Annotated in this window: 18 protein-coding genes; 13 read left to right on the forward strand and 5 right to left on the reverse strand. The window is 68.0% G+C overall.

Annotated elements, in window-relative coordinates:
- Positions 1 to 322: 322 nt before the first annotated feature.
- Both ALA01S_RS06390 and ALA01S_RS06395 read right to left on the reverse strand, forming a co-directional pair.
- Positions 323 to 2053: a cation acetate symporter gene (locus ALA01S_RS06390; protein ID WP_066333658.1), complete on the reverse strand. Its 1731-nt coding sequence runs from the start codon at positions 2051 to 2053 to the stop codon at positions 323 to 325.
- Positions 2050 to 2412: a DUF485 domain-containing protein gene (locus tag ALA01S_RS06395; protein WP_066333659.1), complete on the reverse strand. Its 363-nt coding sequence runs from the start codon at positions 2410 to 2412 to the stop codon at positions 2050 to 2052. The genes ALA01S_RS06390 and ALA01S_RS06395 overlap by 4 nt, the downstream gene beginning before the upstream one ends.
- Positions 2413 to 2661: 249 nt before the next feature.
- Between ALA01S_RS06395 and ALA01S_RS06400 the strand changes: the two genes are divergently transcribed.
- Entirely contained in the window at positions 2662 to 4359 is a 1698-nt protein-coding gene (locus ALA01S_RS06400) for an MFS transporter (protein ID WP_066333662.1), read from the forward strand.
- A 93-nt stretch (positions 4360 to 4452) separates the two neighbouring features.
- Here ALA01S_RS06400 and ALA01S_RS06405 read toward each other — a convergent pair whose 3' ends face one another.
- The gene (locus tag ALA01S_RS06405; RefSeq protein ID WP_066333665.1) at positions 4453 to 5019 is read right to left on the reverse strand and encodes a hypothetical protein; all 567 of its coding nucleotides are present in this window, start codon (positions 5017 to 5019) and stop codon (positions 4453 to 4455) included.
- A gap of 201 nt (positions 5020 to 5220) precedes the next feature.
- Between ALA01S_RS06405 and ALA01S_RS06410 the strand changes: the two genes are divergently transcribed.
- Both ALA01S_RS06410 and ALA01S_RS06415 read left to right on the forward strand, forming a co-directional pair.
- The gene (locus tag ALA01S_RS06410; RefSeq protein WP_066333668.1) at positions 5221 to 7152 is read left to right on the forward strand and encodes a type IV pili methyl-accepting chemotaxis transducer N-terminal domain-containing protein; all 1932 of its coding nucleotides are present in this window, start codon (positions 5221 to 5223) and stop codon (positions 7150 to 7152) included.
- Positions 7153 to 7162: 10 nt separating this feature from the next.
- A complete protein-coding gene (locus tag ALA01S_RS06415; RefSeq protein ID WP_066333742.1) occupies positions 7163 to 7864 on the forward strand; it encodes a response regulator in 702 nt (233 codons plus the stop codon).
- A gap of 18 nt (positions 7865 to 7882) precedes the next feature.
- Here ALA01S_RS06415 and ALA01S_RS06420 read toward each other — a convergent pair whose 3' ends face one another.
- The gene (locus tag ALA01S_RS06420) at positions 7883 to 8149 is read right to left on the reverse strand and encodes a hypothetical protein (RefSeq protein WP_066333674.1); all 267 of its coding nucleotides are present in this window, start codon (positions 8147 to 8149) and stop codon (positions 7883 to 7885) included.
- Positions 8150 to 8430: 281 nt separating this feature from the next.
- On the opposite strand from ALA01S_RS06420, the gene ALA01S_RS06425 reads away from it, so the two are divergent.
- From ALA01S_RS06425 to ALA01S_RS06445, 5 genes are all read left to right on the forward strand, one after another.
- A complete protein-coding gene (locus ALA01S_RS06425; protein ID WP_066333675.1) occupies positions 8431 to 9528 on the forward strand; it encodes a choice-of-anchor A family protein in 1098 nt (365 codons plus the stop codon).
- A 109-nt stretch (positions 9529 to 9637) separates the two neighbouring features.
- Positions 9638 to 10432, forward strand: coding sequence for a DNA alkylation repair protein (locus ALA01S_RS06430; RefSeq protein WP_238455709.1), 795 nt, complete (start codon positions 9638 to 9640; stop codon positions 10430 to 10432).
- Positions 10433 to 10904: 472 nt separating this feature from the next.
- On the forward strand, positions 10905 to 13109 hold the full coding sequence (locus ALA01S_RS06435) for a molybdopterin oxidoreductase family protein (RefSeq protein ID WP_066333678.1): 2205 nt from the start codon (positions 10905 to 10907) through the stop codon (positions 13107 to 13109).
- A 21-nt stretch (positions 13110 to 13130) separates the two neighbouring features.
- Positions 13131 to 15038, forward strand: a complete 1908-nt coding sequence (locus ALA01S_RS06440; RefSeq protein WP_066333745.1) for a DmsC/YnfH family molybdoenzyme membrane anchor subunit — start codon at positions 13131 to 13133, stop codon at positions 15036 to 15038.
- Between the two features lie 118 nt (positions 15039 to 15156).
- Positions 15157 to 15867 (forward strand): carbonic anhydrase, encoded by a 711-nt coding sequence (locus ALA01S_RS06445; RefSeq protein ID WP_066333680.1) that lies wholly within the window; start codon positions 15157 to 15159, stop codon positions 15865 to 15867.
- 36 nt (positions 15868 to 15903) lie between these two features.
- Here ALA01S_RS06445 and ALA01S_RS33890 read toward each other — a convergent pair whose 3' ends face one another.
- Complete coding sequence (locus tag ALA01S_RS33890) at positions 15904 to 16236, reverse strand: cupin domain-containing protein (protein ID WP_169805858.1); 333 nt, start codon at positions 16234 to 16236, stop codon at positions 15904 to 15906.
- A gap of 351 nt (positions 16237 to 16587) precedes the next feature.
- On the opposite strand from ALA01S_RS33890, the gene ALA01S_RS06455 reads away from it, so the two are divergent.
- The 5 genes from ALA01S_RS06455 to ALA01S_RS06475 all read left to right on the forward strand — a co-directional run bounded on the left by ALA01S_RS06455 (position 16588) and on the right by ALA01S_RS06475 (position 21377).
- Positions 16588 to 17838 carry an NAD(P)H-dependent flavin oxidoreductase gene (locus tag ALA01S_RS06455; RefSeq protein ID WP_066333686.1) on the forward strand — a complete coding sequence of 417 codons (1251 nt, stop codon included), beginning with the start codon at positions 16588 to 16590 and terminating at the stop codon, positions 17836 to 17838.
- A gap of 226 nt (positions 17839 to 18064) precedes the next feature.
- Positions 18065 to 18388 (forward strand): ElaB/YgaM/YqjD family protein, encoded by a 324-nt coding sequence (locus tag ALA01S_RS06460; protein WP_218011433.1) that lies wholly within the window; start codon positions 18065 to 18067, stop codon positions 18386 to 18388.
- A gap of 281 nt (positions 18389 to 18669) precedes the next feature.
- Positions 18670 to 19104 carry a c-type cytochrome gene (locus ALA01S_RS06465; RefSeq protein ID WP_066333691.1) on the forward strand — a complete coding sequence of 145 codons (435 nt, stop codon included), beginning with the start codon at positions 18670 to 18672 and terminating at the stop codon, positions 19102 to 19104.
- A gap of 4 nt (positions 19105 to 19108) precedes the next feature.
- Positions 19109 to 20557: a cbb3-type cytochrome c oxidase subunit I gene (locus tag ALA01S_RS06470; RefSeq protein WP_066333693.1), complete on the forward strand. Its 1449-nt coding sequence runs from the start codon at positions 19109 to 19111 to the stop codon at positions 20555 to 20557.
- A gap of 13 nt (positions 20558 to 20570) precedes the next feature.
- Complete coding sequence (locus ALA01S_RS06475; protein ID WP_066333695.1) at positions 20571 to 21377, forward strand: CbbQ/NirQ/NorQ/GpvN family protein; 807 nt, start codon at positions 20571 to 20573, stop codon at positions 21375 to 21377.
- Positions 21378 to 21391: the final 14 nt, after the last annotated feature.

Below are 21391 nucleotides of genomic sequence, written 5' to 3' on the forward strand. Positions count from 1 at the left end.
ACTCCTGTCGGCCTTCGGCGGCGTTCCTATTAACCACGGACGCTCACCTTTTCAACAGGCCACGGGACACTCCCTAGGATTCATATTGAGACATAGGTCACGTTTGATTGTCTATTGCAACGCAGCAAAACCTCACGTAGCCGTTTGGCACTTGTTGTTTTGCCGCCTGTGTCTTGATTTCGGCAGCGATTCGTGGCCCTTGATGAGCGTTACTCCCATGGCCGCACAGGCGAAAAAAAGGCCGGGGTGAACCCGGCCTTTTGGCTGCGGGCGGGGGCTGGGCCCCGCCCTTGGCGTGTGTGTAGGCGTGTCTGCCGGCCGATCAGTGGCCGGAGGCACCGGCGGCGCCCAGGCCCGTTTCCGAGCGGACTTGCTGCACGGCGAAGGCGGCGCGCTCCTTGGTGGCCTGCGCGCTGCGGTCCAGGATGGAGAACAGCCAGATGCCCACGAAGCCGATGGTCATGGAGAACAGCGCCGGCGACGTGTAGGGGAACCAGGCCGAGCCCTTGGGGTTGCCCAGCGTGGCTTCCCACACCGAGGGCGACACCACGGTCAGCCCCACCGAGCTGATCAGGCCCAGGAAGCCGCCGATCACGGCGCCCTTGGTGGTGCAGTCCTTCCACAGCACGCTCATGAAGAGCACGGGGAAGTTGGCGGACGCCGCGATGGCGAAGGCCAGGCTCACCATGAAGGCGATGTTCTGCTTCTCGAAGACGATGCCCAGCACCACGGCCAGCACGCCCAGCGTCAGCGTCGTGATGCGCGAGACGCGCAGTTCGGAGGCGCTGTCGGCCTTGCCCTTCTTGAACACCGTGGCGTAGAGGTCGTGCGAGACGGCCGAGGCGCCGGAGAGCGTCAGGCCCGCGACCACGGCCAGGATGGTGGCGAAGGCCACGGCCGAGATGAAGCCGAAGAACACGTCGCCGCCCACCGACTTGGCCACCAGCACCGCAGCCATGTTGGCCGTGCCGGCGCCGCCCTTGATCACGCCCTTGGCCGTGTCGGCGAACTCGGGGTTGGTCAGCACCAGGGTGATGGCGCCGAAGCCGATGATGAAGATCAGGATGTAGAAGTAGCCGATCCAGGTCGTGGCCCAGAACACGCTCTTGCGGGCTTCTTTCGCGTCAGGCACGGTGAAGAAGCGCATGAGGATGTGGGGCAGGCCGGCGGTGCCGAACATCAGCGCCATGCCGAAGCTGATGGCGGAGATGGGGTCCTTGATGAAGCCGCCCGGGCCCATGAGGGACAGGCCCGTCTTGGCCGCTTCTTCAGGCGTCTTGCCCGCGGCGATGGCGATGGCCGTCTTCACGCTCACGCCCTTGGCGAACAGCGCCTCGGGGCTGAAGTTGAACTGCGCCAGCACCATGAAGGCCATGAAGCTCACGCCGCACAGCAGCAGCACGGCCTTGATGATCTGCACCCAGGTCGTGGCCGTCATGCCGCCGAAGAGCACGTAGACCATCATGAGCGCGCCCACGATGACCACGGCCATCCAGTACTCCAGGCCGAACAGCAGCTTGATGAGCTGGCCCGCGCCGACCATTTGGGCGATCAGGTAGAAAGCCACCACCACCAGCGTGCCGGAAGCGGCGAAGGCGCGGATGGGGGTCTGCTTGAAGCGGTAGCCGGCCACGTCGGCGAAGGTGAACTTGCCCAGGTTGCGCAGCCGCTCGGCCATCAAGAAGGTGATGATGGGCCAGCCCACCAGGAAGCCGATGGAGTAGATCAGGCCGTCGTAGCCCGACGCCATGACGGCGGCGGAAATGCCCAGGAAGGAGGCGGCCGACATGTAGTCGCCCGCAATCGCCAGGCCGTTCTGGAAGCCGGTGATGCCGCCGCCGGCGGTGTAGAAGTCGGCGGCCGAGCGCGTCTTGGCCGCGGCCCACTTCGTGATCCACAGCGTGCCGGCCACGAAGATGGCGAACATGGCGATGGCGGTCCAGTTGGTCGCCTGCTTGGCGGCCTGGCCCACGTCAGCACCCGCGGCCAGCGCGGAGCCCGCGCCGGCCAGGGCCGCCAGCGCGGCCAGGGTCTTCAACTGCTTGCTGCTCATTTGGCGGCGTCCTTCAGGATTTCGGCCGTCAGCGCGTCAAACTCGCTGTTGGCGCGGCGCACGTAGATGCCGGTGATGACGATGGTGAAAAGGATCACCCCCATGCCCAGCGGAATGCCCAGCGTCGTGACGCCCTGGCCCAGCGGCGTGGCCAGGAAGGGCTTGTTGAACGCGATCAGCGAGATGTAGCCGTAGTACACGACCAGCATCAGCGCCGTGAGCATCCAGCCGAAGCCGCTGCGCTTGCGGCGCAGCTCCTGGTACTTCGGGTTGGCCTGGATCCGGGCCACCACGGGATCAACCTTGCTTGTCTCCTCGGCCCTGGATCGGGTCGGTGCACTTCCTACGGCAGTCGCCATTTTTCTATCTCCGGTGCAGGGGTGTCAGGAATGCCGCCCACGTGGGCACGGCACCTCGTGCTTAGGCAGTTTCAGCAGAGCGTCTGACCAAGTTCTTACAAAAACGGGGTCCTGCGGGTTCATCCTGACGCGTCAGCCAGCCGTCAGAAAGAGGTCAGCAAGCCGTCAGACGGCGTGCCCAGCATGCGCTGGCGGCACCCCGACAGCAGGGCGCCCAAGACCCGAAAACACGACCAGGAGACAAGCACCATGGCCCCCGCCGCACGCGCGCTGAGCCCCTCGCGCTCACGCGCCCCCATGACACGCGAGGAGCGCAAGGTCATCTTCGCCTCCAGCCTGGGCACGGTCTTCGAGTGGTACGACTTCTACCTGTACGGCTCGCTGGCTTCCATCATCGCCAAGCAGTTTTTTTCTGGTTTGGATGCGGGCGCAGCTTTCATTTTCGCACTGCTGGCGTTTGCCGCGGGCTTCATCGTGCGGCCCTTCGGCGCGCTGGTGTTCGGCCGCTTGGGCGACATGATCGGCCGCAAGTACACCTTCCTGGTGACCATCTTGCTCATGGGTCTGTCCACCTTCATCGTGGGCATCCTGCCCAGCTACGCCAGCGTGGGCGTGGCCGCACCCGTGATGCTCATCGCGCTGCGGCTGCTGCAGGGCCTGGCGCTGGGCGGCGAGTACGGCGGCGCGGCCACCTACGTGGCCGAGCACGCGCCGCACGGCAAGCGCGGCGCCTACACCTCGTGGATCCAGACCACCGCCACGCTGGGCCTGTTCCTGAGCCTGGTGGTGATCCTGGGCACGCGCACCGCGATGGGCGAGGAGGTGTTTGCCGACTGGGGCTGGCGCGTGCCCTTCCTGCTGTCCATCGTGCTGCTGGCCGTGAGCGTGTGGATACGGCTGTCCATGAACGAGTCGCCAGCGTTCAAGAAGATCAAGGAGGAGGGCCGCAGCTCCAAGAGCCCGCTGTCGGAGAGCTTTGGCCGCTGGAAGAACCTCAAGGTCGTGATCCTGGCGCTGGTGGGCCTGACCGCGGGGCAGGCGGTGGTGTGGTACACGGGCCAGTTCTACGCGCTGTTCTTCCTCACGCAGGCGCTCAAGGTGGAGCCGCAGACGGCCAACATCCTCATCGCCGTGTCGCTGCTGCTGGGCACGCCCTTCTTCATCGTCTTCGGCCGGCTGTCGGACCGCATAGGCCGCAAGCCCATCATCATGGGCGGCTGCCTGCTGGCGGCGCTGAGCTACTTCCCGCTGTTCCACGCGCTCACCGAGGCGGCCAACCCGGCGCTGGCGCAGGCGCAGCGCGCCGTGCCCATTGTCGTGACGGTGGACCCCGCGCGCTGCAGCTTCCAGGGCAGCCCCGTGGCGCGCGAGGTGGACTTCCGCAGCGACTGCGACCTGGCCAAGCGCACGCTGGCGCAGGCGGCCGTGAACTACTCGGTGGTCAAGGGCGGGCCCGGCACGCCGGCCACGGTGACGGTGGGCGAGCGCGTCATCCCCGCCTTCGACGCCACGCTCTCGGCCGACGGCTACGCCTTCGACAGCGCCAGCAAGGCGCGCATTGCCGCGTTCAAGAAGGAGGTGGCGCAGGCCACCAGCGCCGCGGGCTACCCTGCAGCGGCCGACCCCGCGCGCATCAACAAGCCGCTGGTGGTGGGCATCCTCACGCTGCTGGTGATCTACGTGACCATGGTGTACGGCCCCATCGCGGCGATGCTGGTGGAGCTCTTTCCCACGCGCATCCGCTACACCTCCATGAGCCTGCCCTACCACATAGGCAACGGCTGGTTCGGCGGGCTGCTGCCCACCACGGCCTTCGCCATCGTGGCGCAGACGGGCAACATCTACAACGGCCTGTGGTATCCCATCGTGGTTGCGGGCGCGACCTTCGTGGTGGGCACCTTTTTCATCCGCGAGACCAAGGACCGCGACATCTACGCCGCCGACTGACAGGGTGCACGGCGCGGCGCCCCCATGCAAAAGCGCGGCCGTGGCCGCGCTTTTTCGCTTTCCGGCGGCGGCTGCGGGCCGCCGCCGCCAGCCTCAAGGGCCGGGGTTGGGGTTGTCCGGCGCCGAGGGCAGGGCGCTCAGGAACTCGTAGATGGCGCCCAGGTCGCTCGAAAGCATGTGGCCGTACACCGGCCAGGGCATCACCTGCAGCTTGCGCCCGTTCGCGGCCGGGTCGGGATCTATGCCGGTGCGCATGGTGCGTATGAACTGCCACAGCCTCAGCCCCGCGGGCAGGCCCTTGGCGTCCGGGCGCAGGTTGGGCGAGGTGAAGGGGCCGAACTGCCGCCCGCCGGTGAGGTACTGCGCGGCGTTGATGACCTCGGGCTGCCCCAGGTAGGGGTCGCCGCCGGGGGCGTAGGCCGGGCGCGTGTGGCAGTCGTTGCAGCCGCCCACGGCGTTGACGAGGTAGCTGCCCAGGCCGACGAGGGCGCGGTCGCGGCCGGCCATGTTGAGCTTGATGCCCTCCGGGACGATGGCCAGGCCGCGGCGGGCGCGGTCGTCCAGTGGTGGCGGGGCGGTTTGGGCCAGCGCCTTGCCGGCCAACAGCGAGCACAGCAGCGCGGCACCCAGCGTTGTCAGGGAAAAGGACTTGCGAGACATGAATCCATCCTTTCACTGGTTCTTGCGCCGGCGTCCCCCACCGCGGCCAGCGGCCACAGCACGCGCCGGGGCGGCTACCGTAGGCCCCTGGCCGGGTGGCCCGCATCCCGGGGTTGCGGGCGGCACGGCGCGCGTTCACGGGATGCGTGGTTTTCGCATTGGTGGCAGGCGCGGCAGGCGCGCGCTGCGTAGAGTGCGCGCATGAAGACTCCCTGGACTCTCGCGCGCAAGCTGCTGGCCATAGGCGCTGCGGTGCTGGTGCTGGCCCTGGCCTCCATAGGGCTGACGCTGTGGGTGAGCTGGCAGCTCGAAGGCGGCGCGGCGGCCGTCAACGAGGCCGGGCGCATGCGCATGCAGACCTGGCAGCTCGCGGCCTCGCTGCACGACACCTCGCCTGAGCAGGTGCAGGCGCAGTTCGACCGCTTCCAGGCCAGCCTGGATTTGCTGGGCCGCGGGGACCCCTCCCGCCCCCTGTTCGTGCCATGGAACGATGCCGTGCATGCGGCCTTTGCGGACGTGCTGCAGCAGTGGCAGCAGTTGCACGCGCGCTGGGCGCAAGGGACGCTGCCCGCGCCGGCGCAGGTGCGCGCCGATGCCGACGCCTTCGTGCGCTCCGTGGACCTGTTCGTGGGCTCCATCGAGCTGCAGCTCGCGCGCTTCACCAGCATCCTGCACCTGTACCAGCTGGCCATGCTTGGGCTGGCCATCGCGGTGGCCGTGGCGCTGTTCTACACGGGGCACCTGTTCGTCCTGGAGCCGCTGGCGCGGCTGCAGCGCGGCCTGGAGCGCGTGGAGCAGGCCGACTTCGACGCGCGCGTGGAGGTGCAAAGCCGCGACGAGTTCGGCCGCCTGGGCGAGGGCTTCAACCGCATGGCGCAGACGCTGCAGTCGCTCTACCGCGGGCTGGAGGACAAGGTGCGCGAGAAGACCGCCAAGCTGGAGCTGCAGCGCGGGCGGCTGCAGGCGCTGTACGACGTGAGCGCGCTGCTGGCGCGCTCCGACACGCTGGAGGGCATGGCGCAGCACTTCGCCAAGCAGGTGCGGCGCATTGCCGGCGCCGACGCCGCGGCCATCCGCTGGAGCGACGAGGCCAACCAGCGCTACTTGCTGCTGGCCGGCGAGGGCCTGCCCGCGGCGCTGAGCGAGGGCGAGCACTGCGTGCCCACGGGCGAGTGCCTGTGCGGCCAGTCCGCGGCCGATGCGCGCACCCGCGTCATCCCCATCGTCATGGCCGACCAGACGCTGGGCCACTGCGCCCGCGAGGGCTTCAAGACGCTGGTGAGCGTGCCGGTGCGGCTGCACCACCGGCTGCTGGGCGAGGTGGACCTCTTCTTCCGCGGCAGCGTCACGCTCAGCGACGAGGAGCGCAGCCTGCTGGACGCGCTGGCGAGCCACCTGGCCGGCGGCATGGAAGGGCTGCGCGCCGCGGCGCTGGAGCGCGAGGGCGCGGTGGCCGAGGAGCGCAGCTTCATTGCGCGCGAGCTGCACGACTCCATCGCGCAGTCGCTGGCTTTCTTGAAGATCCAGGTCCAGCTCCTGCGCGCGGCGCGCCAGCGCGGCGACGAGGCGGTGGTGGAGCGCACCCTGGGCGAGCTCGACACGGGCGTGCGCGAGTGCATGGGCGACGTGCGCGAGCTGCTGGTGCATTTCCGCACCCGCACCAACGCCGAGCACATCGAGCCCGCGCTGCGCACCACGCTGCAGAAGTTCGAGCACCAGACGGGCCTGAAGTCGCACCTGGAGCTGGAGGGCCACGCCCTGCCGCTGGACCCGGACGCGCAGGTGCAGGTGCTGCACGTGGTGCAGGAGGCGCTGTCCAACGTGCGCAAGCACGCGCGGGCGTCGCAGGTGTGGGTGGAGGTGGCGGCCGACAGCGCGGGCTGGCGCTTCGAGGTGCGCGACGACGGCCAGGGCTTTGACCCCGACGCCGACCGCGCCGAGACGCACGTGGGCCTGCGCATCATGCGCGAGCGCGCCGCGCGCATCGGCGCCCAGGTGCGCGTGGACGCCGTGCCCGGCGCGGGCAGTTGCGTGACGCTGACGGTGCCGCCCTCGGCCGCCGCGTCCGCCGTGTCCACGGCTCCCGCCGCCGGCACGCCGCCCGCGGCTCAAGCGCCCTCGGCGGCGGCATGATCGCGCGATGATGACAACGCATTCCCCCGCCGGCGCCGCCGCCGGCGCGCCCATCCGGCTGCTGGTGGTGGACGACCACACCCTGTTTCGCCGCGGCCTGATCGCGCTGCTGGCCGCCGACGCGCGCTTCACCGTGGTGGCCGAGGCCGGCGACGCCGGCGAGGCGCAGCGCCACGCGCAGGCGCTGCAGCCTGACCTGATCCTGCTGGACAACCACCTGCCCGGCGTCAACGGCGTGGACGCGCTCAAGGGCCTGAAGGAGGCCGCGCCGCACGCGCGCGTGCTCATGCTCACCGTGAGCGAGGACGAGCGCGACCTCGCCGCCGCGCTGCGCAACGGCGCGCAGGGCTACCTGCTCAAGACCATAGACAGCGAGGCGCTGGCGGCCTCCATCGTGCGCAGCGTGCGCGGCGAGTCGGTGGTCAGCCCCGAGATGACGGCCAAGCTGGTGGCCGCGTTCCAGTCGCTGGGGGCCCCGGCGCCGTCCGCGCCCGCCGCACCCGCGCCGGCCGACCCCATCGTCACGCTGTCGCCGCGCGAGCGCGAGATCTTGAGCCACATCGCCCGCGGCGCCAGCAACAAGGAGATCGGCCGCGCCCTGGACATCGCCGAGACCACCGTGAAGATCCACGTGCAGCACATCCTGCGCAAGCTCAACCTCAGCTCGCGCGTGCAGGCGGCGGTGTACGCGACGGAGCGGGGGTTGAGCTGAGGAGCGGGGCGGCCGCCCTCAAAGGTGCCGCTCAATCCACTCCCAGGCCTTCTTGGGCATCCATCCGGCGTAGTCGCGCGTGACCTTGATGACGAGCAGGCTGTCGTTGTCGTCCAGCGCGCGGCGCAGCCGGGTCGAGAGCTGGTCGGCGGCCTCGCTGGTGTGCACCAGCCAGGTGGTGCCGAGGTGGTGCCACCACGTGCCGGAGCTGCGCAGCTCGTCGTGCAGGTGGGCGTAGTTCTGGCCGACCTTGTTGAGGTCGTAGGAGACGCAATAGACGGGCATGGCGGTGTCCGTGAGGCAAGTCCAAGGGGGTTCTGCAGGGGCGTGTGCGGCGAGCCGCCCGCGGTCCTCTTGTCGCGCAGCCCGCAGGGCGGGCCAAGGCAGAATTTCTCGTTCCACGGCATGGATGCGTGGAAATGGCCCGTCCGGCGCGAGCAGCGTGAACTGCGCACGCGCGTTGCGGCAAGTTTTCACAGTTTCGTCACGGCTTGTTTCCGCGGCTGCCGGACACTGTCAGGGCCGTCCAACGCCCTGTTCCGCCGTAACGCCGGCGGCTGCCCAGCATGTCCTTGCCCCAGTCCACCGCTGCCTCCCTGCGTGCCTTGCCCCTCGCACTGTCCGCCGCGTTCCTGGTGGGCGCGGCCTGGTCCGGCAGTGCACAGGCCACCGTGATCGACCTGGGCACGGCCGCCAGCTTCAACGTCTTTGCCCTGGGCAACTTCAGCAGCGCCGGCAGCGACACCGAAGGCGCCGTGGCCGTGGCCGGCAACGCCGCACTCTCCGGCTACAGCGTCAACGCCTTGAACAAGGCGGATTCGGCCGGGAAGGCGCTGGTGGTCGGCGGCAACCTGAACTTCTGGAACGGCTCCATCAACAACGGCAATGCCTGGGTGGGCGGCAGCACCAGCTTGGGCAACCTGGGGTTCGCCGGCTCCTTGCAGCAGGGCGCCGCGCCGTTCTCCTTCGACCAGACTGCGCAGCAGCTCAGCAGCCTGTCCGCGGCGCTCAACACCGCCACGGCCAATGGCACGGCCAGCTTCAACCCCTGGGGCGGCGTGACCCTGCGCGGCGACGGCAGCGCCGGCGCGCAGGTTTTCAACGTGTCCGGCGAGCGGCTGCTGGGCTTGAACAACATCATGTTCGACGGGCTGAGCCGCGGGCAGACGCTGATTTTCAATGTCAGCGGCACGCGCGCTGGATTCCAGAACGTCGGCCTGTACGGCTTTGCCGACTACAACGTCCTTTTCAATTTCGTCGACGTGACGGACCTGGTGCTCAGCGGCGTGGGCGTTTACGGCAGCATCTTGGCGCCCAAGGCTTCCATCTCCGGCGGCAACGGGCAGATCAACGGCAACGTGGTGGTCAAGGACTGGGTTTCGAATATCCAGATCAACGCCAACCACTATTTCTCGACGGTCGACGTGGCGGGCTTGCAGCTGCCGTCCGCGCCGGTCTCCACGCCGACGTCTTCGCCGACTTCCTCTCCGACGTCTTCTCCCTCGGCCGGCCCGCAGTCGTCCCCGTTGTCGCAGCCGCAGTCCTCGCCCGTGTCGCAACCCGCCAAGGCCGTGCCGGAGCCCGGCACGCTGGCCTTGCTGCTGGCCGGGCTGAGCGCCTGCGCCCTGGCGGCCAGGCGCCGTCAGCGCCACGGCAGGGCTTGATGCGGACAATGGCGTGCTCCCTCCACGCCATTGCCGCGCGATGCCCCTTGTGACCGACGACCAGCCCCGCCTGCCTCCCGCCCCGCGCTCCCTACAAAAGGGCGCGCCCTTGAAGCGCCTGCTCGGCGAGGAGGCGGTGGATGGCCTGGCGCACAACCTGCGCCTGGCGTATCCGGCATTCGATGCCGGTGCCTTTCGCGCCGCCGCCCTGGAAGGCCTGGAGCCGCTGGGCATCATGGACCGCGGCGTGCACCTGGCGCGGGCGATGCGCAAATACCTGCCCGCCAATTACGCGTCGGCCATCGCCATATTGCTGGACTCGCTCACGCCGCCCATGGCGCGCACCGACGAATTGGGGCTGGCCGTGTTTTTCTATTTGCCGCACGTGAGTTTCGTCGCCCAATATGGGCTGGACCCTGTGGGTAATGGCGGCGAGGATCCTTTCGAAGTTTCCATGCGGGCTCAATATGAATTGACGCGCCGCTTCAGCGCCGAGTTCTGCATACGCCCTTTCCTGATCCGCGAGCCGCAGCGCACCCTGGAGCGGCTGCTGCAGTGGACGGACGACCCCGACCCGCACGTGCGCCGCCTGTGCTCCGAGGGCACGCGGCCGCGCCTGCCCTGGGCCATGCGCCTTCCCGCCTTCGACGCCGATCCCACGCCGGTGCTGCCCCTCCTGGAAAAGCTCAAGAACGACCCCGAGCTGTACGTGCGCCGCAGCGTCGCCAACCACTTGGGCGACATCGCCAAGCGGCATCCCGAGCGCGTGTTCGAGCTGTGCCGGCGCTGGCTGGCGGATGCGGACAACGAATTGCGCTGGCTCATACGCCACGCCTTGCGGCATCCGGCCAAGAAGCTGGTACCCGCTGCCGTGCAACTGCGCGCCGCAGCCTGCAAGGTCTGACGCCCGTCACACCCCTTGTAGCGCGGCGCCGGCCCGGTCCACGCCCAGGCGCTGCACCTGCCGTGCCGGGATGCCGCTGGAACCGGTGAAGGGGGCCAAGGGGTTTTCAAAAAAGTGATTTCCGCGGCCCGTGGAATTTATTGCTTGTTGTTTTAATTTGCCCATTATTTTGATGGGTCAAGATATCTTGCGCTTTGAAACCGCGGCGCCAGGTTTCCCGTGTATTTTTCACGCCCTTAGTTCCAAAGAACTATGTCGGGTTAACCCTGCGTACTCCTTCCGCTGCTGAAAACTGACCGTCGGAAGAATGTGCCGCGTCGGTGGAAACCGGGACAGTCATGCCTCAACGAGCGCAGCAGGAAGCGCTGTCCATGGCTGTCCCCGGCACCCGCAAGCAGCAGCTGCCCTGCTGAGAGAGCAAACCGACAGCCCTGGTCCCAGCGCGCCCCGGGCCGGTTCAGCAAGGAAAAACATGTTGTTTGGCAGAACTCAGAAGAACCCCATCACCCTCGCCGACAAGGGTGTGGTGGCGTGGAAATATGCGACCTGCGGTTATTGCTCGACCGGCTGCTCCATAGAAGTGGGCCTGAATGCCCAGGGCAAACCTGTCGCCTCGCGCGGCGTGGCCGACGCGGACGTGAACCGCGGCAAACTCTGCCTCAAGGGTTTGGCGGAGCACGAGATATTCGCCGCTTCCGGCCGCGGCACGAAACCGCTGATGCGCGGCCATTGGCACGAAGATTGGCAAGCCACCGATTGGGATGCCGCCACGCTCAAGGTGCGCGACGAATTCCGCCGCATCCAGGCCCAATATGGGCGCGATTCGGTGGCCGTGATTTCCACCGGCCAGCTCCTGACCGAGGAGTTCTACACGCTGGGCAAGCTCACCCGCGGCCTCATCGGCACCAACAACTACGACGGCAATACCACGCTGTGCATGGCCTCGGCCGTGTCCGGCTACAAGCGCTCGTTCGGCTCCGACGGCCCGCCGGGCAGCTACGAGGATTTCTCGCACACCGACTGCCTGATTGCCTGGGGTTCGAATCTGCCTGAGCAGCACCCCATCATTTATTACCGCCTGAAGGACGCGCAGGAGCAACGCAAATTCCCGCTGATCGTGGTGGACCCGCGCGTCACCATGCTGGCGCAGATGGCCGATATTCACCTGCCGCTGACGCCGGGCACGGACGTGGTTTTGCAAAACGCCATGATGCACGTCATCTTCAAGGAAGGCCTTGAAGACAAGCGCTATATCGAGGCCAATTGCAACGGCCTGGAAGCATTGAAGGCCGAGGTGGCCCAATGGGACCCGGCCAAGGCCGCAAAGGTTTGCGGCATCGACGAGGAAACCATTCGCGTCGTCGCCCGCCTGTTTGCCAAGGCCCCGGCGGCCATGCAGATCTGGACCATGGGCATCAACCAGAGCACCCATGGTTCCGACGGCGTGGTGGGCATCAACAATCTCGCCTTGATCACCGGCAACATGGGCAAGCCGGGCGGCACCTCGCTGTCCATTACCGGCCAGTGCAATGCCATGGGCACGCGGGAATGGTCGTCCTGCTCCGGGCTGCCGAATTACCGCTACCTGGAGGATGCCCAGCACCGCAAGGAAATCGGGGAAGCCTGGAACGTCGATCCCGAGTTTTTCCCCAAGAAGGTGGGCCTGAAGCAGACCGATATCTTCAAGGTCATGGAAACGGGGCAGATCAAGGGCTTGTGGATTGTCGCCACCAATCCCATGAGCTCGCTGCCCAATACCGCGAGCGTGCGGCGGGCCATGCAGCAGTTGGAATTCTGCGTGGTGCAGGACTGCTACGAGGACACGGAGTGCAATCAATACGCGCACGTTTACCTGCCCGCCGGCACTTGGGCGGAAAAGGACGGCGTGATGACCAATACCGAGCGCCGCATCAACCGCGTCACGCCCCTGGCCGTGCCGCCGGGCCAGGCCAAGCCTGACCTGTGGATATTCAACAAGATTGCCGAGAAGTTCAACGAGGACGGCCGGGTGAATTTCCCGGAGAAGGCGTCGGACATATTCCTGGAAATGGCCAGGTTGTCTAAGGGCCGTTTCTGCGACATCTCCGGCATGACGCACGAGCTGCTGGAGCAGCGCCGCGGCGTGCAGTGGCCCTACACGGCCGAGCAGGCGGCGCGGGGCGAGCTGCCCCCGGTGGGCGGCAAGCGGCTCTACACGCAGGACGCGACGTTCCGCTTCCCCGACGGCAAGGCCAAGCTGATTGCGCTGCCTTTCGTCGTGAATTACGAGGTGCCGGACGAGCAATACCCATTCTGGCTGAATACCGGCCGCCTGGTGGAGCACTGGCATACCCGCACCAAGACCGGCAAGGTGGGGAACAACAACAAGTTCAGCCCGATTCCCTTCGTCGAGCTCAATCCCGATACGGCGGCGGAGATGGGTATTCGGCGTGGCGAGTATGTGCGCCTGGTGTCGCGCCGCTCCGATGCGGTGGTGATGGCGCAGCTCACGCAGCGCGTGCGCAGGAACATGGTGTTCCTGCCCTTCCATTTCCACGATTGCGCCAACCGCCTGACGATTGCCTTGCTCGATCCGTATTCCCGCCAGCCTGCATTCAAGCAGGGCGCGGTGCGCGTCGAGAAAATTGCCGACCAGCACGAGGCGGCCATCCTGAGCAAGGAAATGCGCAAGTTCTAAGGCTTGCCGGAGTTGCACATCATGTTTGAACGCAGAGAATTTGAGCCTGGTTATGCCGTTTTGCCGGATGCGCCGTGCAAGAGCCATAACCAGTGGGGCAAGGGCATTGAGACGGTTCCCGTGGGCGACGAGCGCCGCGGCCAGAGCCTTAACATCAACGGCGACGGCATGGTTGGCGACAATCCCAACCGCTACAAGCAGCACGGCTTTTTCTTCAATGCCGACAACTGCATCGCCTGCCATGCCTGCGAAACCGCGTGCTCGGAGAAAAACGACAATCCTGCGCACCAGGCTTTCCGCTCGGTGGGTTTCATCGAGGGCGGCACCTTTCCCAACGTGTCGCGCATCAATATTTCGCTGGCCTGCAACCACTGCGACGACCCGGTTTGCCTGAAAGGGTGTCCGACGCGGGCTTATACGAAGTTTGCCGAGTATGGGGCGGTGCTGCAGAACCCGGACATCTGCTTCGGCTGCGGTTATTGCACCTGGGTCTGCCCGTACAACGCGCCGCAGCTCGACCAGGCCAAGGGCACGGTCAGCAAGTGCAATATGTGCGTGGACCGGCTGGAGGTTGGGCTGAAGCCCGCTTGCGTGTCGGCCTGCGTGGGCAAGGCGCTGGATTTCGGCGTCGTGGAAAATATTCCCGAAGGGCGCGTGCAGGCCAAGCTGGAAATCCCCGGTTTCCCGTCGCCGGAAATCACGCACCCGAACACCCGCTTCCAGCAGACCAAGACGCTGGCGCGCGACATGCACCGCGTGGACAGCGTGCCCATCAAGTTCCACCGCAAGGACGACGATGGAAATTACGTGCCCGTGCTCGACCCCAAGCAGGGTTTCGAGAAGCACTGGAATTTGAAGAAGCTGCTGGGCAGCCACGAGAATTCGCACATTGCCTTCACGCTGACCGCGCAATTGGCCGCCGGTGCGTTCGCGCTGCTGACGGCGGGCGCGGCGATATTCCAGCCGCTGGTGGCGCTGCAGGACAGCGTGGCCTGGCTGGCTATGCTGCTGGCGATGATGGGCCTGCTGATATTCGGCATGTTCAAGCTGAACATGCATTTGGGCCGCCCGCACCGGTTTTATCGCGGTTATTACAACCTCAAGTATTCGCCGGTGGCGCGTGAGATTGCCGGGGTGACGGTGTTCACGGCCGGGCTGGGGGCTTACCTGGCGCTGGCGGTGGCCGAGCGCGCGGTGCCGGGGCTGGCGCAGCCGCTGGTGGGGGCGCTCCAGGGCGTGTTCGCCGCGGTGGGCGGCCTGGGCATCGCGTTCGGCGGCTTCTACATGATCAAGCTGTACCGCATCAAGGCGCGTCCGTTCTGGAACCACTGGCACACGGATGCCAGCTTCATCGCCTCGGCGCTGTCGCTGGGGGCGCTGCTGGTGGGCGTGGTGGCGGTGGTGCTGGGCGTGGCCTCTGAAGGGCTGGTGCGCATCGTGGCCGGCGTGGCCGCCATCGGCCTGGCGCTGGAAGGCGCGGCGGTGCTGGCCCATGCCCGCGACCTGCGCGAGCAGCAGAGTGAGGGTGCGGCGTCCTTCTACATCCAGACCACGCAGTACGGCCGTTCCTACGCGCTGCGCAATGGCCTGCTGGGTGCGGCGCTGGTGCTGGCCCTGGCCGCCCTGGCCGCGCCGCGCCTGGCGGTGGTGCTGCTGCCGCTGCTGGCGGTGGTGGCGCTGGCGCAGTCGGTGCTGGGCCGGGCGCTGTTCTTCGCGGCGGTGATCCCGACGACGCTGCCGGGCGGCTTCTTCTGGCGCAACCCGGGCTTCGTCGAGCACGCCCGCAAGGTGGGCCTGGCCGACATGCCGCAGGTGGGCGTGGTGCATGAGCAGCACCATGCCTTCAAGGTCGGCGAGCTGCTGGACACCGTCATGAAGACGCCGCTGCGCGACAAGGTGGCGCAGGCCAAGCGGGTGTTCACCGGCTGAGCCACACACCCAACACCCCAGTGCGGCCGCGGGCTGCGTGACGCGATGCCGGGTGCGGCGGCGCCGGAGCTTGCCGGCATCGAAGTTGCCGCGCGGCGGCCACGCGAGAACCTCTTCCATGCCTGACCACGACGACGAGTTGCTGCAGCGGCTGCGCCGCTTCCACGACGACGCCTTTCCCCGCTACGAGCAGCATTTCAAGGCGCTGGTGGACGAGGGCCAGCACCCGACCACGCTGTTCATCGGCTGCTCGGACTCGCGGCTGGTGCCGCACCTGCTCACCGGCGCGCAGCCGGGCGAGCTGTTCCTGGTGCGCAACGTGGGGGCGCTGGTGCCGCCGTATGACGGCTCGGCCGGCTACCACGGCACGGCGGCGGCCATCGAGTTCGCCGTGCTGCAGTTGCAGGTGCAGCGCATCGTGGTGTGCGGGCACAGCCACTGCGGGGCCATGCAGGCGCTGTACGGCGAGGTGTCGCCGGAGGCCAGGAACCTGAACGTGTGGCTGGACCTGGCGCGCGAGGCCGCGCTGCCCGTGGTGCCCACGCCGGAGGCGCTGCGCCGCACCGAGCAGCGCGCGGTGGTGCTGCAACTGGAGCGGCTGATGGACTACCCCATGGTGCGCCGCCGCGTGCAGGCGCGGGAGCTGACGCTGCACGGCTGGCACTACGTGATCGAGGACGGCGAGGTGCACGTCTTCGACGTGCGGCGCGGCGCGTTCGTGCCCGCCTCGCGCGCCGAGCACAGCGGCACGGGGCCCTACAAGGATGGGCCGGGCGAGGCGCAGGAGCTGTTCAACGAGATTGGCGGGCAATGGCCGCCGCGGGGCTGAGCCCGCGCGCCGCCCGTCTCACGCCTTTCCCGCCCCTCACGCCCCCAGCCGGATCGTCACCAGCAGCGCGCTGTCCTCGTGCCGGGCCTGCAGCTCGTGGGGCTGGTGCTTGGGCACCAGGACGACGTCGCCCGCTTCTAGCGCCAGCCGCTGGTCGCCGGCGATGAGCTGCGCCGTGCCGGTGAGGCACTGGATGGTGCATTCGCCGGCCACCCAGTGCGCGGGCAGCACGCCGCCGGCGCGCAGCACCACGCGCAGCAGTTGCAGCTCCTCGCTCTTGATGAGGCTGACGCTCACGGCGTCGGGGGGCAGGGCGCCCTCGGTGAGCAGCCGCATGGGCTGCAGGGGGGATGCGTGTTCCAAGGCCATGGCCGGGAGCATCGCCACCGCGCCGCGCGGCTGCAAGCCGCGGCATCCAACCCAACAGTGCCGGCGGGGACTTCGCCAGGGAAACACCCGGTGCTCCCGGTGTCCAGGTGAGCCGGCAAGTGCGGGCGGCCTGTTCGCGCGCAGGCCGCGGGAAGGTGCCCCGGCGGGGCTGCGGCACAGGGCCGGCGGGGGGCTGGGGCACCCTCTCCGGCGGACGTGCGTCCTGACACGCATCAAGCCGCCGTGTTCCCGTGCAGGCTTTCCTCATCACGGCGCGCATGACAAGGATCAAGGCGGCGGCGCATCGGCTTGCGTATGGTCCGCAGCTTGACGTCTTGCCGCCCCCGTTTCATGAATCCGCACATCGACTCCCTTCTTGCGTCCGTTTTGAAGCAAAGCAGCCTGAAGGCGCTGTCGTTGGGCGGCCGTTCGCTGCTGCCCATCGTGCAGGGCGGCATGGGTGTGGGCGTGTCTGCGCACCGGCTGGCGGGCACCGTGGCCGCCATGGGGGGTGTGGGCACCATCAGCTCGGTGGACCTGCGCCGCCACCACCCGGACCTCATGGAGCGCACCGAGGGCGCGGCCGCGCACGCGGGCCGCGAGGCCGAGGGCAAGGCCCTCATCAACGCGGCCAACCTGGAAGCGCTGGAGCGCGAGATCAAGGCCGCGCAGCAGCTCTCGCAGGGACGCGGGCTGGTGGCCGTGAACGTCATGCGCGCGGTGGCCGACTACGCCAACAGCGTCAAGCGGGCGCTGGAGGCCGGCATTGACGCCGTGGTCGTGGGTGCCGGGCTGCCGCTGGACCTGCCGGACCTGGCGCAGGACCATCCCAAGGCGCTGCTGGTGCCCATCCTGTCGGATGCGCGCGGCGTGCAGCTCATCGTCAAGAAGTGGGAGCGCAAGAAGCGCTTGCCCGACGCCATCGTGATCGAGCATCCGCGCCTGGCGGCGGGGCACTTGGGCGCGGCCAAGGTGCAGGACCTCAACGACCCGCGCTTCGACTTCGAGAACGTCATTCCCGCCGTGCTGGAGTTTTTCAGGAAGGCCGGCATAGAGCGCGAGATTCCCGTCATCGCCGCCGGCGGCGTGCGCAGCTACGAGGACATCGTGCGGCTGCAGTCCCTGGGCGCGGCCGGCGTGCAGTTGGGCACGCCCTTCGCCGTCACGCACGAGTGCGACGCGCACCCCGAGTTCAAGCGCGTGCTGGCCGAGGCGCGCGACGAGGAGCTGACCGAGTTCACCAGCGTGGCGGGCCTGCCCGCGCGCGGCATCAAGACGCAGTGGCTGCAGTCCTACCTCAAGGCCGAGGACAAGCTGCAGGAGAAGGCGCACGCCAAGTCGCGCTGCACCAAGGTGTTCGACTGCCTGGCGCAGTGCGGGCTGCGCGACGGCCTCAAGGGCTGGGGCCAGTTCTGCATCGACCACCAGCTCGCCGCGGCGCTGCGCGGCGAGGTCAAGAAGGGCCTGTTCTTCCGCGGCAAGGGCGCGCTGCCCTTCGGCACGCAGATCCGCAGCGTGCGCGAGCTCATGGAGCGGCTGCTCACGCCGACGGCCGTCCTGGGCGCCCTGGCTGCGGCGCAGGCCGAGGCCCTGCCGGCCTGAGCACGCGGGCGGCCGCGCGCCGCCCGTGTTTCCAACCCGCGGGGAACTCGCGGGCGTTTTCCGTGGTCTGCATGGATAGGGCGGCTCCATGGCCGCTCCAAGGGTTTATCTGGCGCTGCAGGGTTGCGCACGGTGCTTGCCGCCATGCGTGGCCTGGGGCTAAGGTAGTGGCCGAAGTATCGGCACCTGGCCTGCGCCAGCCCTTTCAACCACGGAGGACCGCACGATGAACGACATGACCACCCCTGATGCACCTGTGGCGAACAACCCCGGCATGGATCAGCTCAAGAGCGATCTCAAGGCCATCGTGGCCGATGCCGAGGCGCTCATGCGCTCCAGCGCCGCCAGCGCCAGCGCCAGCGCCACGCAACTGCGCGAGCGGCTGCGCGAGGCCCGCCACGACCTGCGCGACCTGCAGGCCAACGCCGTCAACAAGACCCGCGCCGCCGGCCAGGCCGCCGACGACTACGTGCACGACAAGCCCTGGCGCTCCATCGCCGTGGCCGCCGGCGTCGGCTTCCTGGTGGGCATGATCGTCGGTCGCCGCTGACCGCCGCCGCTTCGCTTTGCTGAGCCGGCCGCGCGCCGGCTCCACCGCCAACCCGCCGCAAGGCGGGTTTTTTTATGGCCTGCCGCAAGGCGGGTTTTCAGGGCCCGCCGCAGGCTGCGCGGCCCTGGTGGATGGGCTTTTGCGGTCACGTGCGTGCTTGATTCGTGTCAAGTGCACGGCCGGCGGGCGGCGACGTCCCGATTCTTGAACCGGTTCAAGGAAGAAGCCTGAGTGAATCCCTAGGCTAAGCCCCATCGTGTTTCGACCGAGGAGGGCTTGTCATGAGCCAGACCCAGGGCGGGTTCACCAAGCAGAAGGCCCGCAACATTTTTTGGGGCGGCAGCGTGTTTTTCGCGCTGCTGTTCACCGCGCTGATCGTCAACACCGAGCAGCACATACCGCAGCGTTCGCACGCGGCCGACATCACCCCGGCGGTGGTGCGCGGCAAGGCCGTGTGGGAGACGCGCAACTGCATCGGCTGCCACACGCTGCTGGGCGAGGGCGCGTACTTCGCGCCGGAGCTGGGCAACGTGATCGAGCGCCGCGGCGGCGAGTTCGTGAAGGCGTGGATCAAGGCGCAGCCCAGCGGCGCGCCGGGCCGGCGGCAGATGCCCAACTTCAACCTCAGCGAGCAGCAACTCGACGACCTGGTGGAGTTCCTGAAGTGGACCGGCCAGGTCAACACCGAGAAGTGGCCGCCGAACATCGAGGGCTGACACCATGAAACCCATTGCACTCAAGTACAAGTCGCAGGCCGTCGCCAAGCTCTACTTCATCGCGGCGCTGGCGCTGTTCGCCGGCCAGATCATCTTCGGCCTGAGCCTGGGACTGCAGTACGTCATCGGCGACTTCCTGTTCCCCTACATCCCGTTCAACCAGGCGCGCATGGTTCACACGAACCTGCTGATCGTGTGGCTGCTGTTCGGCTTCATGGGAGCGGCCTACTACATCGTTCCGGAGGAAACCGAGACCGAGCTGTGGAGCCCCAAGCTGGCCGTGGCGCTGTTCTGGATCTTCCTGGTGGCCGGCGCGCTGACCATCGTCGGCTACCTGGCCGTGCCCTACGCCAAGCTGGCCGAGCTCACGGGCAACGAGCTGCTGCAGACCATGGGGCGCGAGTTCCTGGAGCAGCCGCTGCCCACCAAGCTGGGCATCGTGGTGGTGGCCGTGGGTTTCATGCTCAACCTCACCATGACCATGCTCAAGGGCCGCAAGACCAGCGTGGGCCTGGTGCTGATGCTGGGCCTGTGGGGCCTGACGCTGCTGTTCCTCTTCAGCTTCGTCAACCCGCACAACCTGGTGCGCGACAAGATGTACTGGTGGTTCGTCGTCCACCTGTGGGTGGAGGGCGTGTGGGAGCTGATCCTGGGCGCGCTGCTGGCCTTCGTCCTGGTCAAGACCACGGGCGTGGACCGTGAAGTGATCGACAAGTGGCTCTACATCATCATCGCCTTCGCGCTGATGACGGGCATCCTGGGCACGGGCCACCACTTCTACTTCATCGGCCTGCCGGGCTACTGGAAGACGATAGGCAGCGTGTTCTCCGCGATGGAGCCGATTCCCTTCTTCATGATGACGGTGTTCGCCTTCAACATGGTGCAGCGCCGCCGCCGCGAGCATCCCAACCAGGCCGCGGTGACTTGGGCGCTGGGCACCTCGGTGATCGGCTTCCTGGGCGCTGGCCTGTGGGGCTTCATCCACACCCTCTCGCCGGTGAACTACTACACGCACGGCACGCAGGTGACGGCGGCCCACGGCCACCTGGCCTTCTACGGCGCCTACGTGCTGGTGGTGATCACCATGATCAGCTACGCCATGCCCATCCTGCGCGGCCGCGAGGCCAACCCGCTGCGCGCCCAGGCCCTGGAGAAGAAGAGCTTCTGGACCATGAGCATCGGCATGGGCGTGATGGTGCTGGCCCTCACCGGCGCCGGCGTGCTGCAGGTGTGGCTGCAGCGGCTGCCCACCAGCGGCGCCATGTCCTTCATGGCCACGCAGGACCAGCTCGCCACCTTCTACTGGGTGCGCATCGCCGGCGGCGTGATCTTCCTGCTGGGCCTGCTGATGTACCTGGCGAGCTTCTTCGTCGGCGCCTCGGCCGAGGAGCTGGCGCAGCAGCCCGCGCACGGCGGCAAGGGCCTCAAGGCCGCCCCGGCGCAGCGCGCCTGACGGAAATTCCACCATGGAATTCACATCCGCCAGGCAGGTTGCGGCCGTGCCCTTCTACATGGCGCAGGCCGCCGAGTGCGAGCTGTTCGAGCACGCCTTCCACCAGCGCCTGCCGCTGCTCATCAAGGGGCCCACGGGCTGTGGCAAGACGCGCTTCGTCGAGCACATGGCCGCGCGCTTGGGCCGTCCGCTGGTGACGGTGAGCTGCCACGACGACCTGAGCGCCGCCGACCTCGTGGGCCGCCACCTGCTGGGCGACGGCGAGACCGTCTGGTGCGACGGCCCGCTCACCCGCGCCGTGCGGCAGGGCGCCATCTGCTACCTCGACGAGGTGGTGGAGGCGCGCAAGGACACCACCGTCGTCCTGCACCCGCTGGCCGACGACCGCCGCGTGCTGCCGCTGGAGCGCACGGGCGAGCTGCTGCAGGCCGCGCCCGGCTTCATGCTGGTCATCAGCTACAACCCCGGCTACCAGAACCTGCTCAAGAGCCTCAAGCCCAGCACGCGGCAGCGCTTCGTGGCGCTGACCTTCGGCTACCCGGCCGCGGAGGTGGAGCAGCGCATCGTGGAAGCCGAGGCCGAGGCGCCGCCGCCGCTGGCCGCCACGCTGGTGCGGCTGGCGCAGGCGCTGCGCCGGCTCACCGACCACGACCTGGAGGAGACCGTGAGCACGCGGCTGCTGGTGATGGCCGCGCGCCTGGTGCGCGCGGGCCTGCCGCTGGCCGCGGCCTGCCGCGCCGCCATCGTGGACGCGCTCACCGACGATGCCGAGACGGCCGCGGCGCTGTCCGAGCTCACCAGCGCCGTCATCGGCGGCTGATGGGTTCAGCGACA

The sequence above is a fragment of the Azohydromonas lata NBRC 102462 genome, from assembly GCF_001571085.1.
In the GTDB taxonomy this organism is placed as follows: domain Bacteria; phylum Pseudomonadota; class Gammaproteobacteria; order Burkholderiales; family Burkholderiaceae_C; genus Azohydromonas; species Azohydromonas lata.